The organism is Streptomyces sp. NBC_00285 (assembly GCF_036174265.1).
Lineage (GTDB): Bacteria > Actinomycetota > Actinomycetes > Streptomycetales > Streptomycetaceae > Streptomyces.
Genome location: NZ_CP108055.1, coordinates 5,224,703 through 5,240,285, shown reverse-complemented (window position 1 = coordinate 5,240,285; position 15,583 = coordinate 5,224,703). Strand labels below are relative to the sequence as shown.

General features: G+C 69.0%; 11 protein-coding genes and 4 tRNA genes. 6 read left to right on the top strand and 9 right to left on the bottom strand.

What is annotated here, in order from left to right; genetic code table 11:
* The first annotated feature begins 329 nt into the window (after positions 1 to 329).
* From OHT57_RS24090 to purM, 4 genes are all read left to right on the top strand, one after another.
* Positions 330 to 1,127, top strand: a complete 798-nt coding sequence (locus OHT57_RS24090; RefSeq protein WP_328748569.1) for a maleylpyruvate isomerase family mycothiol-dependent enzyme — start codon at positions 330 to 332, stop codon at positions 1,125 to 1,127.
* 66 nt (positions 1,128 to 1,193) lie between these two features.
* Positions 1,194 to 2,045, top strand: a complete 852-nt coding sequence (locus tag OHT57_RS24085; RefSeq protein ID WP_328748568.1) for an META domain-containing protein — start codon at positions 1,194 to 1,196, stop codon at positions 2,043 to 2,045.
* A 57-nt stretch (positions 2,046 to 2,102) separates the two neighbouring features.
* Positions 2,103 to 3,629: an amidophosphoribosyltransferase gene (gene purF, locus OHT57_RS24080; RefSeq protein WP_328748567.1), complete on the top strand. Its 1,527-nt coding sequence runs from the start codon at positions 2,103 to 2,105 to the stop codon at positions 3,627 to 3,629.
* 45 nt (positions 3,630 to 3,674) lie between these two features.
* Positions 3,675 to 4,739, top strand: coding sequence for a phosphoribosylformylglycinamidine cyclo-ligase (gene purM / locus OHT57_RS24075; RefSeq protein ID WP_328748566.1), 1,065 nt, complete (start codon positions 3,675 to 3,677; stop codon positions 4,737 to 4,739).
* A gap of 122 nt (positions 4,740 to 4,861) precedes the next feature.
* On the opposite strand, the gene OHT57_RS24070 is transcribed toward purM, so the two are convergent.
* Both OHT57_RS24070 and OHT57_RS24065 read right to left on the bottom strand, forming a co-directional pair.
* Positions 4,862 to 5,122, bottom strand: a complete 261-nt coding sequence (locus tag OHT57_RS24070) for a DUF3073 domain-containing protein (RefSeq protein ID WP_328748565.1) — start codon at positions 5,120 to 5,122, stop codon at positions 4,862 to 4,864.
* A gap of 281 nt (positions 5,123 to 5,403) precedes the next feature.
* A complete protein-coding gene (locus tag OHT57_RS24065; protein WP_328748564.1) occupies positions 5,404 to 6,504 on the bottom strand; it encodes a Leu/Phe/Val dehydrogenase in 1,101 nt (366 codons plus the stop codon).
* A gap of 222 nt (positions 6,505 to 6,726) precedes the next feature.
* Here OHT57_RS24065 and OHT57_RS24060 point away from each other — a divergent pair, with 222 nt between their 5' ends.
* Positions 6,727 to 7,569 carry a hypothetical protein gene (locus OHT57_RS24060; RefSeq protein WP_328748563.1) on the top strand — a complete coding sequence of 281 codons (843 nt, stop codon included), beginning with the start codon at positions 6,727 to 6,729 and terminating at the stop codon, positions 7,567 to 7,569.
* A gap of 521 nt (positions 7,570 to 8,090) precedes the next feature.
* The gene (gene bldC, locus OHT57_RS24055) at positions 8,091 to 8,297 is read left to right on the top strand and encodes a developmental transcriptional regulator BldC (RefSeq protein WP_003949541.1); all 207 of its coding nucleotides are present in this window, start codon (positions 8,091 to 8,093) and stop codon (positions 8,295 to 8,297) included.
* A gap of 401 nt (positions 8,298 to 8,698) precedes the next feature.
* On the opposite strand, the gene OHT57_RS24050 is transcribed toward bldC, so the two are convergent.
* The 7 genes from OHT57_RS24050 to OHT57_RS24020 form a co-directional block, all read right to left on the bottom strand.
* Entirely contained in the window at positions 8,699 to 8,890 is a 192-nt protein-coding gene (locus OHT57_RS24050) for a DUF6274 family protein (protein WP_328748562.1), read from the bottom strand.
* A 358-nt stretch (positions 8,891 to 9,248) separates the two neighbouring features.
* Positions 9,249 to 9,323 (bottom strand) — tRNA-Asp (locus tag OHT57_RS24045).
* Positions 9,324 to 9,416: 93 nt separating this feature from the next.
* A complete protein-coding gene (hrpA, locus tag OHT57_RS24040; protein ID WP_328748561.1) occupies positions 9,417 to 13,376 on the bottom strand; it encodes an ATP-dependent RNA helicase HrpA in 3,960 nt (1,319 codons plus the stop codon).
* Positions 13,377 to 13,514: 138 nt separating this feature from the next.
* A tRNA-Phe gene (locus OHT57_RS24035) sits at positions 13,515 to 13,588 on the bottom strand.
* Positions 13,589 to 13,612: 24 nt separating this feature from the next.
* A tRNA-Asp gene (locus OHT57_RS24030) sits at positions 13,613 to 13,687 on the bottom strand.
* Between the two features lie 38 nt (positions 13,688 to 13,725).
* A tRNA-Glu gene (locus OHT57_RS24025) sits at positions 13,726 to 13,798 on the bottom strand.
* A gap of 200 nt (positions 13,799 to 13,998) precedes the next feature.
* Complete coding sequence (locus OHT57_RS24020) at positions 13,999 to 15,528, bottom strand: metallophosphoesterase family protein (protein WP_328748560.1); 1,530 nt, start codon at positions 15,526 to 15,528, stop codon at positions 13,999 to 14,001.
* Positions 15,529 to 15,583 lie beyond the last annotated feature (55 nt).

Here is a 15,583-nt window from a genome sequence, read left to right as displayed (position 1 = left end):
CGCGCCGACCCCGAACCACCGTGCCCAGCAGGCGACTTGGTGAGTCGCAGCGCCAACAGCGCGGACACGCAGAAGGCCACGCAGAAGGGCACGCGGGAGTCGCCCGGTCCGCCGGCCGAGCCCGTCGAGACGGCCGCCGCGGACACTCCCGCCCCGGTCGAGCAGGGGCTGGCGGACCACGCGCGCAGGGTGTGCGGTTCCCTGGCCGAAGCGGCCCGGCCCGGCACCCCGCCCACCGACCGGTACGTCCTCGACATCACCCACCCCCGCGGCCGCACGGAGGCCACCTCCCCCGCCGGTCGCCCTCCGCGCCGACTAGGCTCGCCGTCATGCCAACGGCCAGGAAGCGCGCCCGTACCTACGACCCCGTCAAGGTCCGCAAGGCCGTCGAGGCCCAGCTCGGGAACGTACGCGAGGCCGTGCGCACCCTGACTCCGGAGCAGCTGGCGCGGTCGACGCGACTGGGGGAGTGGACCGTACGGGAGCTGGTCGCGCACATCGGGATGGCGGTCACCGCCGTTCACCGGGCCCTGGCCCTGCCGGCGCCCGCGCGGCAGGACGCCACGGTCCTCGACTGGCCGTTCGCCACCGCCGCCAGCTCCGCGGCCATCGCCGACTTCACCCGGGGCGTCGCCGAACAGCACCCCGACCTCGACGCCTACCTCACGGACGTCGACCGGACCCTGACCGAGCTGCTGGACGCGCACCCCGGCACCCGGCTCCTGGAGACCAACGCGGGTGCGCTGCCCCTCGCCGACTACCTGGTCACCCGTACCGTCGAGCTCGTCGTCCACACCGACGACCTCAACGCCGCCGTGCCCGGCCTCGACGTCCCTCACGACCGTCAGGCCCTCGCCGCCTGCACCCGCCTGCTCGCCGACACCCTGGCCAGCAAGGCACCCGGCGGCTCGACCGAGGTGCGGATCCCGCCGTACGCCGTCGTGCAGTGCGTCGAGGGGCCGAAGCACACCCGGGGCACCCCTCCCAACGTGGTGGAGACCGACCCGCTGACCTGGATCCGGCTCGCCACCGGGCGGCGGACCTGGCAGGGCGCGCTCGACGAGGCCGAGGTCAGCGCGAGCGGGGAACGGGCGGACCTGGGCGGACTGCTGCCCCTGATGAGCTGACGGCGAGCATGACAACGGACTGGTAACGGCACCGAACCCTCGAGCCGCCTCGTGCGTCAAAGAACCATGAAGCGGACGACCTACGTGAAGTACGCCGCCGCAGCCCTGGCCGGCACCGCCGTCCTGGCCGCCTGCGGCACGGAGTCCGGCAGCGGAAGCGGCCCTGTCGGCGAAGGGGAGACGAAGAAGGCCCCTGCCATCGCGGACGCCCACTGGATTCCCCGGAAGGTGACCGTGGACGGCAAGGACTATCCCCTCCCGGAGGGGAAGGGCTCCTCGCGCGACGAGGCCGAGATCACCTTCAAGCCCGGCACGGCCGACCCGGACGTCGAGGGCGGTGAGTCCGGCGGCAGCGTCGGCTGCAACAGCTTCGGCGCCGACGCCGAGATCGTGGGCGACACCGTGAGGATCTCCGACCTCGCGATGACGGCGATGGGCTGCCCGGGCCCGGTGGGAGAGTTCGAGCAGAAGTTCATACGCGTCTTCGACAACGACCTCAAGGCCGCGGTCCAGGAGCGGAACGGCATCCGGACCCTCACCCTGACCAGCCCCGGGGGCGACAGCATCACCCTCCACGACAAGAGCGCGGACCCGCCGCCCCTCAAGGGCACCCGCTGGGCCGTCGAGACGCAGTCGGACACGAAGACGGACACGAAGGCGTACCTCACGCTCACCAAGGACGACGCCGTCACCGGCAGCCTCGGCTGTAACACATTTCACGGCAAGGCCACCGTCAAGGGCGGCACCATCGAGTTCGGGCGCCTCGCAACCACACGCATGGTGTGTTCCGGCCCGGTGATGAAGACCGAGCGCGAACTCGCCGAAATCCTCTCCGGCAAGGTGTCCTACCTGCAGGAACGTGATTCTCTGACGCTCACGACGGCTTCCGGGAAGGATCTTCGGGCCCGCGCGGAGTAAGAAAGCCCACTCTCCGCGAATTCGGACCGTTGGTCGATCTCGCCTACACTCGGAGCCGTGCCACGTGGTGACGGACGACTCAACCACGACCTGCTCCCCGGTGAGAAGGGCCCCCAGGACGCTTGCGGCGTCTTCGGTGTCTGGGCTCCGGGCGAAGAGGTCGCCAAGCTCTCCTACTTCGGGCTCTACGCCCTCCAGCATCGAGGCCAGGAATCCGCGGGAATCGCGGTCAGTAACGGCTCGCAGATCCTCGTCTTCAAGGACATGGGCCTCGTGTCCCAGGTCTTCGACGAGACCTCGCTCGGTTCGCTCCAGGGTCACATCGCGGTCGGTCACGCCCGCTACTCGACCACCGGCGCCTCCGTGTGGGAGAACGCCCAGCCGACGTTCCGTGCCACCGCGCACGGTTCCATCGCGCTCGGCCACAACGGCAACCTGGTCAACACGGCGCAGCTCGCCGAGATGGTCGCCGACCTGCCCAAGCAGGAAGGCCGCAGCCCGCGAGTGGCGGCCACCAACGACACCGACCTGCTCACCGCGCTCCTCGCGGCCCAGGTCGACGAGGACGGCAAGCCGCTGACCATCGAGGAGGCCTCCGCGAGGATCCTCCCGCAGGTCCAGGGCGCCTTCTCCCTCGTCTTCATGGACGAGCACACCCTCTACGCAGCCCGCGACCCGCAGGGCATCCGCCCGCTGGTTCTCGGCCGTCTCGAGCGCGGCTGGGTCGTGGCCTCCGAGTCCGCCGCCCTCGACATCTGCGGTGCGAGCTATGTCCGCGAGATCGAGCCGGGCGAGTTCGTCGCCATCGACGAGAACGGCCTGCGCACCTCCCGATTCGCGGAAGCGAAGCCCAAGGGCTGCGTCTTCGAGTACGTCTATCTCGCGCGCCCCGACACCGACATCGCCGGCCGGAACGTGTACCTCTCCCGCGTGGAGATGGGCCGCAAGCTCGCGAAGGAAGCCCCGGTCGACGCCGACCTGGTCATAGCGACACCGGAGTCGGGCACCCCGGCAGCCATCGGCTACGCCGAGGCGTCCGGCATCCCCTTCGGCGCGGGTCTAGTGAAGAACGCCTACGTCGGCCGTACGTTCATCCAGCCCTCGCAGACCATTCGCCAGCTCGGCATCCGCCTGAAGCTGAATCCGCTCAAGGAAGTCATCAAGGGCAAGCGCCTGGTCGTCGTCGACGACTCGATCGTGCGCGGCAACACCCAGCGGGCCCTGGTGCGGATGCTCCGTGAGGCGGGCGCGGCGGAGGTCCACATCCGGATCTCCTCGCCGCCCGTGAAGTGGCCCTGCTTCTTCGGCATAGATTTCGCCACCCGCGCGGAACTCATCGCCAACGGCATGACCATCGACGAGATCGGCACCTCGCTGGGCGCCGACTCCCTCTCGTACATCTCCCTCGACGGCATGATCGAGGCGACCACCATCGCCAAGCCGGACCTGTGCCGTGCCTGCTTCGACGGCGAGTACCCGATGGAGCTCCCGGACCCCGAGCTGCTCGGCAAGCAGCTCCTGGAGACCGAGCTGGCCGCGGGGCCCGCCGCCACGGCCGCGTCCGACGCGATCCGTCGCCCGTAGACAGCCCGTCCCACCTGCCGTACGACACGAAAGTTCTCTACTGCCATGTCTGAGACAACTGGTGCCAGCTACGCAGCCGCGGGCGTCGACATCGAAGCGGGCGACCGCGCCGTCGAGCTGATGAAGGAGTGGGTGAAGAAGGCCCGGCGTCCCGAGGTCCTCGGCGGCCTCGGCGGTTTCGCCGGTCTCTTCGACGCCTCCGCCCTCAAGCGCTACGAGCGTCCCCTCCTCGCCTCCGCGACCGACGGCGTCGGGACCAAGGTCGACATCGCACGGCAGATGGGCGTCTACGACACCATCGGCCACGACCTCGTCGCGATGGTCATGGACGACATCGTGGTGTGCGGCGCCGAGCCGCTGTTCATGACCGACTACATCTGTGTCGGCAAGGTCCACCCCGAGCGTGTCGCCGCGATCGTCAAGGGCATCGCCGAGGGCTGTGTGCTCGCCGGCTGCGCCCTGGTGGGCGGCGAGACGGCCGAGCACCCCGGTCTGCTGGGCCCGGACGACTTCGACGTCGCCGGCGCCGGTACGGGCGCCGTGGAGGCCGACCGGCTCCTCGGCGCGGATCGCATCCGTAAGGGTGACGCCGTCATCGCGATGGCGGCCTCGGGTCTTCACTCGAACGGGTACTCGCTCGTCCGGCATGTGCTCCTGAGCGAGGCGGGCCTGGCCCTGGACGCCCGGATCGACGAGCTCGGCCGCACCCTCGGCGAGGAGCTCCTGGAGCCCACCAAGATCTACTCGCTGGACTGCCTGGCCCTGATCCGCACCGCGGACGTACACGCCTTCTCGCACGTCACCGGTGGCGGCCTCGCCGCCAACCTGGCCCGGGTGATCCCCGACGCCCTGCACGCCGTCGTGGACCGCTCCACCTGGACCCCGGACCCGATCTTCGACCTCGTCGGCAGGACGGGGCAGGTCGAGCGCCTGGAGCTGGAGAAGACCCTGAACATGGGCGTCGGCATGATCGCGATCGTCCCGCAGGACGCCGCTGACGTGGCCCTGGAGACCCTGGCCGATCGCGGTGTCGAGGCATGGGTGGCCGGCGAGATCACCGACCGCGAAGACCGCACCACAGGCGCGGAACTGGTGGGCGACTACGCCTGAATTCAGCCCCTCCGGCGTTTGAGGAGCGGGGTCCGGGGCGGAGCCCCGTGACGCCAGCACGAAACCCGGTCCGGCGCCAAGGCTCCGGACCGGGTCGGCCAACGGCTAAGCCGCTGCAAGCACTACGCGCCGCGGCGATGTTGCGACGAAGGACCGGACTGGTCGTCCTCGTCCTCATCGTCGTCGTTATAGAGATCCGCGTACTGGGAGTACGGGTCGTCCTCGTCCTCATCGTCTTCGAACGGCTCGCCGTTAGGCGGCTGGCTCGAAGTCGTCGAAGCGCCCAGCTCATTGGCCAGACGCGACAGATCAGTCCCGCCGCTGCTGTACTTCAGCTGGCGGGCGACCTTCGTCTGCTTGGCCTTTGCCCGGCCGCGCCCCATGGCTCGACCCCCTCGGATACGGGGCCCGGCGGCCCCAGAGTCTTGACACGCGTTCATGATCTGGAACGGACTCTCCGCAGAGAGACCGGTCCGTAGGGCTTCCACGGTACCTGAGCCCACGGCCATACGGTACGTCGCCCGCAGGACGTGGCCCAACACAGAACCCTCGGGGAGCCCCGTCCCCGCTGGTCAACCGCGATTTTAACCACTTCTTGGCGGCCGACCCGCCGACGAACGTGAGAGTTCTCTCCAAGTGTGCGCCGACGGGTACCGGTCAGACGTCAGCGGGCCCGTTCCATGGCCGCCTCATGCATCCGCTGCTCGGCGATCCGGTCGGCCGCGGCAGCCGGCGGAATCCCGTCTTCCTTCGCACGTGCGAAGATGTCGAGCGTGGTGTCGTAGATCTCGGCGGCCTTGGCCCTGCACCGCTCGAAGTCGAACCCGTGCAGTTCGTCGGCGACCTGGATGACCCCGCCGGCGTTCACCACGTAGTCCGGCGCGTAGAGGATCCCGCGGTCGGCGAGGTCCTTCTCGACACCCGGGTGGGCGAGCTGGTTGTTCGCCGCCCCGCACACGATCCGAGCGCTCAGCGCGGGCACGGTGTCGTCGTTCAGGGCACCGCCGAGCGCACAGGGGGCGTAGATGTCGAGGCCCTCGACCTGGATCAGTGCCTCGGTGTCGGTGACCACGCCCACGGCCGGGTGCTTGTCGGCGATGCGCCACACGGCTTCCTGCCGGACGTCGGTGATGACCACGTGGGCGCCTTCGTCCAGCAGATGCTCCACCAGGTGGTGGCCCACCTTGCCGACGCCCGCGATGCCGACCGTACGGCCACGCAGCGTGGGGTCGCCCCACAGGTGCGCGGCGCTGGCCCGCATGCCCTGGTAGACGCCGAAGGCGGTGAGGACGGAGGAGTCGCCGGCGCCGCCGTTCTCGGGGGAGCGGCCGGTCGTCCAGCGGCACTCACGTGCGACGACGTCCATGTCGGCGACGTAGGTACCGACGTCGCACGCGGTGACGTAGCGGCCGCCCAAGGAGGAGACGAACCGGCCGTACGCCAGGAGCAGTTCCTCGCTCTTGTCGCGCTCCGGGTCCCCGATGATCACTGCCTTGCCGCCGCCGTGGTCGAGGCCGGCCATGGCGTTCTTGTACGACATCCCGCGCGCGAGGTTCAGCGCGTCGGTGACGGCCTCCGCCTCGGTCGCGTACGGGTGGAAGCGCGTCCCGCCGAGGGCGGGGCCCAGCGCGGTGGAGTGGAGGGCGATGACGGCCTTGAGGCCGCTTCTGCGGTCCTGGCAGAGCACGACCTGCTCGTGGCCGCCCTGGTCCGAGCGGAACAGGGTGTGCAGCACGTCGGCAGGAGCGCCGGTTACGTCGGTCACTGTGGTGACTCCTGGGTAAGTTGCGGCGGTGGGTCACCGGCTTCCGTAAGGGTGGCGGGGCCGGTGGGCACGAGATTAGGCCTTGTGACGGCCTACGGCCGTGCAGTGCTCAGGATCACCTTTTCCAGAGGCACGGGCGTGCGACGATTTGCATGGTTTTCCCGCACGTCTGTGTGCGGGTTTCGCAGGTTTTCCCGGCAGGTGGCGGGGGAGAGAGCAGGCGTGCCCAAGGTGTCCTCGGTGATCGTCCCGTATGCGACCTATCTGCGCGTGTACGAACCGCTGGCTGCCTTCCCGGAGCCGGAACGCGGCCACTGGGCCGGCTACGCCCGCCGCCCGGACCGTCCGTCCTACCAGGACGAACTGCGCCGCTCGCTGGCCGACTTGCTGCCCGTCCCGCCCGTCCCGGTCCCGGTGCACGAGAGCGCCGACGCCTTCGTGCTCGATGTGGACGGCGTGGTGTGCGTGTGCCCGTGGCGCACCCGGCTGCGCGGCTGGCTGGCCCTGGAGGAGCTGGGGGACGAGCTGCCGGGGCCGGTCCTGGACGCGGTCCTGCCCGAGCTCGTACGCCGCCAGAGCGCCCAGGACTACGAGCGCTGGCTCGCCCGCAACCCGGACGCCCGACCCTGGATCCGCACCGCGACCTGGCAGGTGCCCCTGCACTGGTTCGTGCTGGTCGTCGACGAGGAGCGGCACTTCGACAAGGGCTCCGGCGACACCCCGCCGACGCTGCGCTACCGCACGCCCATGGTGCAGGCCCGGCGGCGCGTGGCGCGGGCCCTGCGGACCCTCAAGGACGCCATGGACGAGGGGCCGCTCATCGACGGTCTGATCGACGTCGGGCGCTGGCTGGAGGAGTTCCACCCGCGCTCGCTGGTCGAGCTCGACTACGGCGGTCTGGTGCATGTGCTCCCGCACGGCGCGCTGGAGGACGACCACTCGGCGGCGGACGTGGCGGAGGGCATCGAGGCGCTCAGGCAGGGCGACGGGGCCGCGGCGGGCGAGGCCTACGGGCGGCTCGTGGAGCGCTGGCGGGCCGTCAGGGACCGTCGCTCGGCGAACTGAGCGGGCTTGTTGTGCGGCATGTCACGAACTGGCGTTTGACCTGACGCCCGATCTGGGGTTTGGTCCTCGCTCAAGGTGTTCCAGCTTCCTGAGTCTCCCCGGCAACGGACGTAGGTCCCGTTCCGGGCGTACGCCTCACGGAGTGTCAAGCGTGACGGACCGCACGTACCCGGCTCTTGCGTCTCTTGCCCCTCCTCATGCCAAAATAGGACAAGGGGCCCGGGGGAGGTTCCGCTTTGGGGGGTCTGATGACTCCTGATCGCTCTGTGACTGATCGTCACAGTGGCGTGACTGTCCGCTATGGCATGGTCCATCGGCTTCCGTCGCCGATGAACACCTGGGGGGCAATTCCATCGGTTTGGCCGACGCGACTGGACAGATGGTGTAGTTGTAGTGCCGAGGACAAGCCGTTCGTCCTATAACCGACTCGACCCGCATCCGCCATTTCGGGCAACGCGGGTCAAGGTGCAGAATTTAGAGGAAAGAACCGAGATCGATCGGTTCTCCCGAGGAGGCCGCTCATGACCGCTCGCACCCCTGATGCCGAGCCGCTGCTGACCCCGGCTGAGGTCGCCACGATGTTCCGCGTGGACCCGAAGACGGTCACGCGGTGGGCGAAGGCCGGCAAGCTCACGTCGATCCGCACGCTCGGCGGGCACCGCCGTTACCGCGAGGCGGAGGTCCGTGCTCTGCTCGCGGGCATCCCGCAGCAGCGCAGCGAGGCCTGAACAACTGAATAACCGGACAAATCGACTGGTCCCCCAACCGGTTGATGCGTCCGAACCCTGGCTACAAGCGACGCGGGTCCTGCCCCAACAGGGCCTATTCTCCACCTCGTCGTCGATCGCGCTGGACTCCGCCGAGTCCGGCGCGATCTTTTTTGTGCGCGAACCGTGGGCGTTCGGCGCCGCTGTGAGCGGGCTTGTCGGAGTCTGGGGAGGGGTGTCGGATCTCCTGTGGGGCGGTCCCCGACCGGAGCCTGGCGGAGGTTCGATCAGTAGTGCAATTGCACATATAAAATTGACCAGTTGTAGGAGAGTGGTAAGTTCCACGGTTTCAAAAACTCATGCGGTGACTCCCGTCACATGCCAGGGTCCTTGTTGCTCCTGGTTCATGTGCGCTAGAGGGGTCACGCGGGGGAGGGGCTCTCGTCCTCCCTGTCCCTCTCCGGGGCCGGGGCGGTCTGCGGGGCGGAGTCCATCGCCAGCCGCAGCAGACGGTGGCAGATCGCGCAGTGGCGGGTCAGATGCCGATACGACGTCGCGGCCGACAGATGCGCGCGGAGCAGGGCCCGCGTCTCATGCCTGGCCGTTGCCGCCATACGCCACCTCCAGAGGCTCTGCGAGGAACGCGCCCTCGTCTCTGGGTACCGGGCTCCGGGTGCGCCGTCAAGATGGCGTGGGCGGCACCGGCCCCCGCCAGGCCACTGCACAACCACGAGGAAGACCTGCTAGCCCCGTTGCCGGGATGCTGACACGAAGAAGGCCCGCGTCCCGTTGCCGGGGTTGCGGGCCTTGCTTCCTACTGCGGTCCTGACGGGATGTGCAGTATCCGATTGCGGCTGTGCCGCGGGCGCGGCCTGCGTCTTGGTGTGCCAGGGGTGGGGGAGGTGGGGGAGGTGGCGGCGCACGAAGAAGGCCCGCGTCCCGTTGCCGGGTTGCGGGCCTTGCTTCCTGCTGCGGTCCTGACGGGATTTGAACCCGCGGCCTCCACCTTGACAGGGTGGCGAGCACTCCAAACTGCTCCACAGGACCAGGTTTTGCGGCGCTTATTGCTGCGTTGCGCTGCGAGAAGGACTGTACAGGAGCAGGCGGGCCTGGTCGAACTCACCGTGTGTGCGGGAGCCGTTACGGTGCGAGCGTGTCGATCGCCTTCACGATCCGCTTGTCGGAGACGGCGTACGCGGTGCCGAGGGCGTGGGCGAAATAGCTGACTCTCAGCTCCTCGATCATCCACCGAACGTCCAGGACCTGCTGGGGGACCGGCCGCCCCTGGGGGAGCTGTTCCAGGAGCCAGGCGTACTCGTCCTGCATCTCGTGGACCTTCTCCATACGGGTCGTGTCCCGCTGGACGTTCGTCGGCATCTGCTGCAGCCGGCGGTCCGCCGCAACCAGGTAGCGCATCAGGTCGGGCAGGCGGCGCAACCCTGTCGCCGTCACGAACCCGGGCTTCACCAGCGCGTCCAACTGCGCCCGTACATCCGCGAGGTTCGCCAGCAGCGCGGGGCTCCGTACGGCCTTGAGGCGCCGCTCGCAGGCATGCCAGGCGGCGAGCACCTGCTGCACCTGCCCGACCGTACGCACCGTCGTGTCGACGATCTCCGCCCGCACCTTGTCGTAGAGCTTGCGGTACGACTCCTCGTCCCATGCCGGGCCCCCGAAGTCACCGATCAGCTTGTCCGCCGCGGCGGTCGCGCAGTCCTCGAACAGGGCCTGGATCGAGCCGTGCGGGTTCGCCGACAGCGCCAGCTTCTGGGGGTTCGTCAGCTTCTCGGAGGCGAACTTCGCCGGGCTCACCGGGATGTTGCGCACGATCAGCCGCCGCGTGCCCTTCCACATCGCCTCGGCCTGCTCCGCCTCTGTGTCGAAGAGCCGCACGGACACCGTGTCGCCGTCGTCGACCAGGGCCGGGTAGGCCTTCACCGGCTGACCGGCCCGACGCGTCTCGAAGACCCGGGTGAGCGTGCCGATCGTCCAGTCCGTGAGGCCCTTGCGCTCCAGCGATTCGCCGCCCTCACGGGTGGCGGTCGCCGCCGCGGCCTGGGAGAGCGCCTGACGTGCCTTCGGCCGCAACCGCAGCCGCAGCGTCTCCAGGTCCTTGTCCTCGGCCACCTTCCGGCGCCGCTCGTCGACGATCCGGAACGTGATCCACAGATGGTCCGGGATCCTCGACCGGTCGAAGTCGTCCGCGTCGAACGGCACGCCGACCATGCGCCTCAGCTCACGGGCCATCGTGACCGTAAGCGGCTCCTGGAGCGGGACGGCGGTGTCCAGGAATCGTTTCGCGAAGTTCGGCGCCGGCACGTAGTTGCGGCGGATCGGTTTCGGGAGGGAACGGATCAGCTCCGTCACCAGCTCCTCCCTGAGGCCCGGGATCTGCCAGTCGAAGCCCTCGTCCGTCACCTGGTTCAGGACCTGGAGCGGAATGTGGACGGTCACGCCGTCCGCGTCCGCGCCCGGCTCGAACTGGTACGTCACGCGGAACTTGAGCTGCCCCTGGCGCCACGAGTCGGGGTAGTCGTCCTTGGTGACCGCCTCCGCCGACTCCCGGATGAGCATCGCGCGCTCGAAGTCCAGGAACTCCGGCTCCTCGTGCCGCTTGTGCTTCCACCACGAGTCGAAGTGCGCCCCGGACACGACGTGTTCGGGCACCCGCTGGTCGTAGAAGTCGAACAACGTGTCGTCGTCCACCACGATGTCCCGGCGCCGCGCGCGGTGCTCCAACTCCTCGACCTCGCTGAGGAGTCGGCGGTTGTCGGCGAAGAACTTGTGGTGGGTGCGCCAGTCCCCCTCGACCAGGGCGTTGCGGATGAAAAGCTCTCGTGAGGCCTCCGCGTCGATCCGGCCGTAGTTGATCTTCCGCTGGGCGACGATCGGCACGCCGTACAGCGTGACCTTCTCGTACGCCATCACCGCGGCCTGGTCCTTCTCCCAGTGCGGTTCGGAGTACGTCCGCTTCAGGAGGTGTTCGGCCAGGGGCTCGACCCACTCCGGCTCGATCTTCGCGTTGACCCGGGCCCACAGGCGCGAGGTCTCCACCAGCTCCGCCGACATGATGAAACGCGGCTGCTTCTTGAAGAGCGCGGAGCCCGGGAAGATCGCGAACTTGGCGCTGCGGGCGCCGAGATACTCGTTCTTGTTGCCGTCCTTCACGTCCTTCATGCCGATGTGCGAGAGCAGACCGGCGAGGAGGGAGACGTGGACGCTCTGTTCGGCCGCGTCCTCCTCGTTCAGATGGATGCCCATCTGCTTGGCGACCGTGCGCAGCTGGGTGTAGATGTCCTGCCATTCGCGAATGCGCAGGAAGTTGAGGTACTCCTGCTTGCACATCCGGCGGAAGGACGACGAACCCCGCTCCTTCTGCTGCTCGCGGACGTACCGCCACAGGTTGAGGTAGGCGAGGAAGTCGCTGGTCTCGTCCTTGAAGCGGGCGTGCTGCTGGTCGGCCTGGGTCTGCTTGTCGGCGGGACGCTCGCGCGGGTCCTGGATGGAGAGCGCGGCGGCTATGACCATGACCTCGCGGACACAGCCGTTCTTGTCGGCCTCCAGGACCATGCGCGCAAGGCGCGGGTCGACGGGCAGCTGCGCGAGCTTGCGGCCGGTCTGGGTCAGTCGCTTGCGCGAGTCCCGCTCCGCCGGGTCCAACGCACCCAGTTCCTGCAGGAGCTGGACGCCGTCACGGATGTTGCGGTGGTCCGGCGGGTCGAGGAAGGGGAACTTCTCGATGTCGCCGAGGCCGGCCGCGGTCATCTGCAGGATGACGGAGGCGAGGTTGGTGCGGAGGATCTCCGCGTCCGTGAACTCGGGGCGGGCCTCGAAGTCCTCCTCGCTGTACAGCCGGATGCAGATGCCGTCGGAGGTACGGCCGCAGCGGCCCTTGCGCTGGTTGGCGCTGGCCTGCGAGACCGCCTCGATGGGCAGCCGCTGGACCTTGGTGCGGTGGCTGTAGCGGGAGATACGGGCGAAGCCGGGGTCGATGACGTACTTGATGCCCGGCACGGTCAGGGACGTCTCGGCCACGTTCGTCGCCAGCACGATCCTGCGGCCGGTGTGCTGCTGGAACACCCGGTGCTGCTCGGCGTGCGAGAGCCGGGCATAGAGGGGGAGCACCTCGGTGAAGCGATAGTTCTTCTTCACGAGGGCGTCCGCGGTGTCCCGGATCTCCCGCTCGCCGGAGAGGAAGACGAGGATGTCGCCCTTGCCCTCGCCCTGGAGCTCCTCGACGGCGTCGCAGATCGCGGTGATCTGGTCGCGGTCCGAGTCCTCGGACTCATCCTCCAGGAGGGGCCGGTAGCGCACCTCCACCGGATACGTCCGCCCGCTGACCTCGACGATCGGCGCGTCCCCGAAGTGCCGGGAGAACCGCTCGGGATCGATGGTCGCCGAGGTGATGACGACCTTGAGGTCGGGCCGCTTCGGCAGCAACTGCGCCAGATACCCGAGCAGGAAGTCGATGTTGAGGGACCGCTCGTGGGCCTCGTCGATGATGATCGTGTCGTAGCCGTACAGCTCGCGGTCGGTCTGGATCTCGGCGAGCAGGATGCCGTCCGTCATCAGCTTGACGAAGGTCGCCTCCGGGTTCACCTGGTCGGTGAACCGCACCTTCCAGCCGACGGCCTCGCCGAGCGGGGTGTCCAGTTCCTCGGCGATCCGCTCGGCGACGGTACGGGCGGCGATCCGACGGGGCTGGGTGTGCCCGATCATGCCGCGCACCCCCCGGCCCAGCTCCAGACAGATCTTCGGGATCTGGGTGGTCTTGCCGGACCCGGTCTCACCGGCGACGATCACGACCTGGTGATCACGGATGGCGGCCGCGATCTCGTCCTTCTTCTGGCTGACCGGCAGCTGCTCGGGGTAGGTCACCGCGGGCGTGCGGGCACGCCGTGCGGCGGTGCGCTCCGCGCTCTTGCCGACCTCGGTCTCGATCTCGGTCAGGACGGCGGCCCGCGTCTCCGGCTTGCGGATCTTGCGCGCGCCTTCGAGCCTGCGCCCGAGCCGGTGCGCGTCACGCAGGGACAGCTCGGTCAGGCGGGCGGCGAGCTCCCCGAAAGCGGGGGTGCCGGGGGCGGGGGCAGGGTGCGTAGACATACGCGGTCCAGGATCTCATCCCGGGGAAATTAGTGGCGAACGGTTTTGTCCGCCGTCGTACGACACGCACGACGGACGTCACACATAACGGACGACACATACAACAAGACCCCGATCCGGAGATCGGGGTCTGTGCTGTGGCTGGGGCCGGGGTCGAACCGGCGACCTACCGCTTTTCAGGCGGTCGCTCGTACCAACTGAGCTACCCAGCCGAGAGGTTCCAGAAGAAACCTCAGCGGTCCTGACGGGATTTGAACCCGCGGCCTCCACCTTGACAGGGTGGCGAGCACTCCAAACTGCTCCACAGGACCAAGCTTTGTGCACGAACAGTCTCGCACACGGTATTGCGTACCCCCAACGGGATTCGAACCCGTGCTACCGCCTTGAAAGGGCGGCGTCCTGGGCCACTAGACGATGAGGGCCAACCGATACTGCTCTGCTTCGTCTAGGCGTCTCCAGAGGGACGTCAGAAGCATGTGACTCCGCTTCCCCCCGGAGGGTTCCGCTTCTCCTGTTCTCCTTGCGGAGAGCCGGACGGTCAAGCCCTGACCGGTGCCCTTGGGCACGACGAGACTGTACTACGCCGCTCGGAGCAGGGCCAAATTGATTGGGAGGCGGTCGATCAGGGCTGGTTGTCCTCCGGGAGGTGGCGGCTGACCTCCGCCGTCGTCAGGCCCAGGCCGCCGAGTCTGATCTCGTCCCAGGCCTGGAGGCGCCGGGTGTCGCGGTCCATGTAGAGGATCGAGGCCTCGATGGGGTCGGGGTACTTGCCCTCGACGGCACGCAGTCCGCTGCCACCCGTCGAGCCCTCGACGCGCAGTCGCGTGCCCTTCTTCATGACCTCCATCTCCTCGTGGTGGAGGTGGCCGGACAGGACCATCGGGACCTCGCCGTCGACCTCGCGGGCGGCGGAGGGTTCGTGGGCGACCGCGAGGTCGACCGGGGTGCCGGCGATGCGCTGCTCGCGCAGAGCCGCGGACAGGCGGGCGCCCGCCGCCTCCTGGGACTCGTCGGCGCCCGGGTCCGTGGAGCGGTCCGGGGTGAACTGGGGGTCGCCCATTCCGGCGAAGCGCAGGCCGGCGATGGTCTGCGCCTTGCCGTTGTCCAGGACGTGGACGTGCTTGAGCCCCTCCATGTAGCGCTGGGTGGTGACGGAGTCGTGGTTGCCGCGGACCCAGACGTAGGGGGCGCCGAGGTCCGGGATCGGGTCCAGGAAGCCGTTCTCCGCCGCCGTGCCGTGATCCATCGTGTCGCCGGAGTCGACGATCACGTTGACCTTGTACTGCTCCACCAGCGAGGCGATGATCTTCCAGCTCGCGGGGTTGAGATGGATGTCGGAGACGTGCAGGACCCGGATGGTGGTGGGGTCCGGCTGGTAGGCGGGGAGGGTGGACGTGACGTCGTAGAGCTTCGTCACGTTCGTCACGAGGCGGGCCAGTTCCTTCTGGTAGACGTCGAACTCGGTGACGATGCTGCGGGCGTTGCCCACCAGGGAGGGCGCCGAGGAGAGCAGTCCCGAGAACTTGGGTTCCAGGACCGATTCCGGGTTCCAGGTGGCGTAGGCGGTGCCGCCCGACGCGGCCAGGAGGGTCAGGGCGAGTCCGCCGGCCGCGAGCGCCCTGCGGGGGCGGCGGTAGACCGCAAGGCCCAGGGCCGTGGCGCCCGAGACGACGGCGACGCAGGAGCGGACGGCGAGGTCGAGGGTGCCGTGCTCGACATCCGCCGCGACCTCGTCCTGGAGGCCGGAGAGGCGTTCGGGGTGGTCGACGAGGGCCTGGGAGCGCTCCGGGTCGAGCTGGTCGACGTTGACGTCGAGGCGGACGGGGGCCTGGTGGCTGTCCAGCTGGAGCGCGCCGAGCGGTGAGATGTTGATCTTCGTGCCGCCGGTCAGGGACGGGCGCAGGGTCATCGTCGTGTTCATCGGGCCGACCGGCACCCGGACGTCGCCGACGATCAGCAGACCCAGCCAGGCGCCCATGAGGACGACGGCGACCAGGCCGAGGGCGCGGGTCCAGGGGTGGGGTGGGTGGACGAGCTCGGCGGACGGGTGGGAGCGGCGACTGCCGTAGTGGCGGGCGAGTGCGCGTGCGGGTGAGCGGAGGACGTCGAGGGCGGTGCGGCGGGGCAGGGCTGCGACGGGGACGCGTGCCATTGATCCCGTATGCCCAAGTCCGCGCGCGGATATGCGGGCGCGCCCCTGACTCTCG

Bases quoted from the DNA above. Each gene is read 5' to 3' on its own strand.
- bldC (WP_003949541.1), top strand. From the start codon at position 8,091: ATGACCGCTCGCACCCCTGATGCCGAGCCGCTGCTGACCCCGGCTGAG.
- purM (WP_328748566.1), top strand. From the start codon at position 3,675: ATGTCTGAGACAACTGGTGCCAGCTACGCAGCCGCGGGCGTCGACATC.
- hrpA (WP_328748561.1), bottom strand. From the start codon at position 13,376: ATGTCTACGCACCCTGCCCCCGCCCCCGGCACCCCCGCTTTCGGGGAG.
- OHT57_RS24050 (WP_328748562.1), bottom strand. From the start codon at position 8,890: ATGGCGGCAACGGCCAGGCATGAGACGCGGGCCCTGCTCCGCGCGCAT.
- OHT57_RS24085 (WP_328748568.1), top strand. From the start codon at position 1,194: ATGAAGCGGACGACCTACGTGAAGTACGCCGCCGCAGCCCTGGCCGGC.
- OHT57_RS24090 (WP_328748569.1), top strand. From the start codon at position 330: ATGCCAACGGCCAGGAAGCGCGCCCGTACCTACGACCCCGTCAAGGTC.
- OHT57_RS24070 (WP_328748565.1), bottom strand. From the start codon at position 5,122: ATGGGGCGCGGCCGGGCAAAGGCCAAGCAGACGAAGGTCGCCCGCCAG.
- OHT57_RS24020 (WP_328748560.1), bottom strand. From the start codon at position 15,528: ATGGCACGCGTCCCCGTCGCAGCCCTGCCCCGCCGCACCGCCCTCGAC.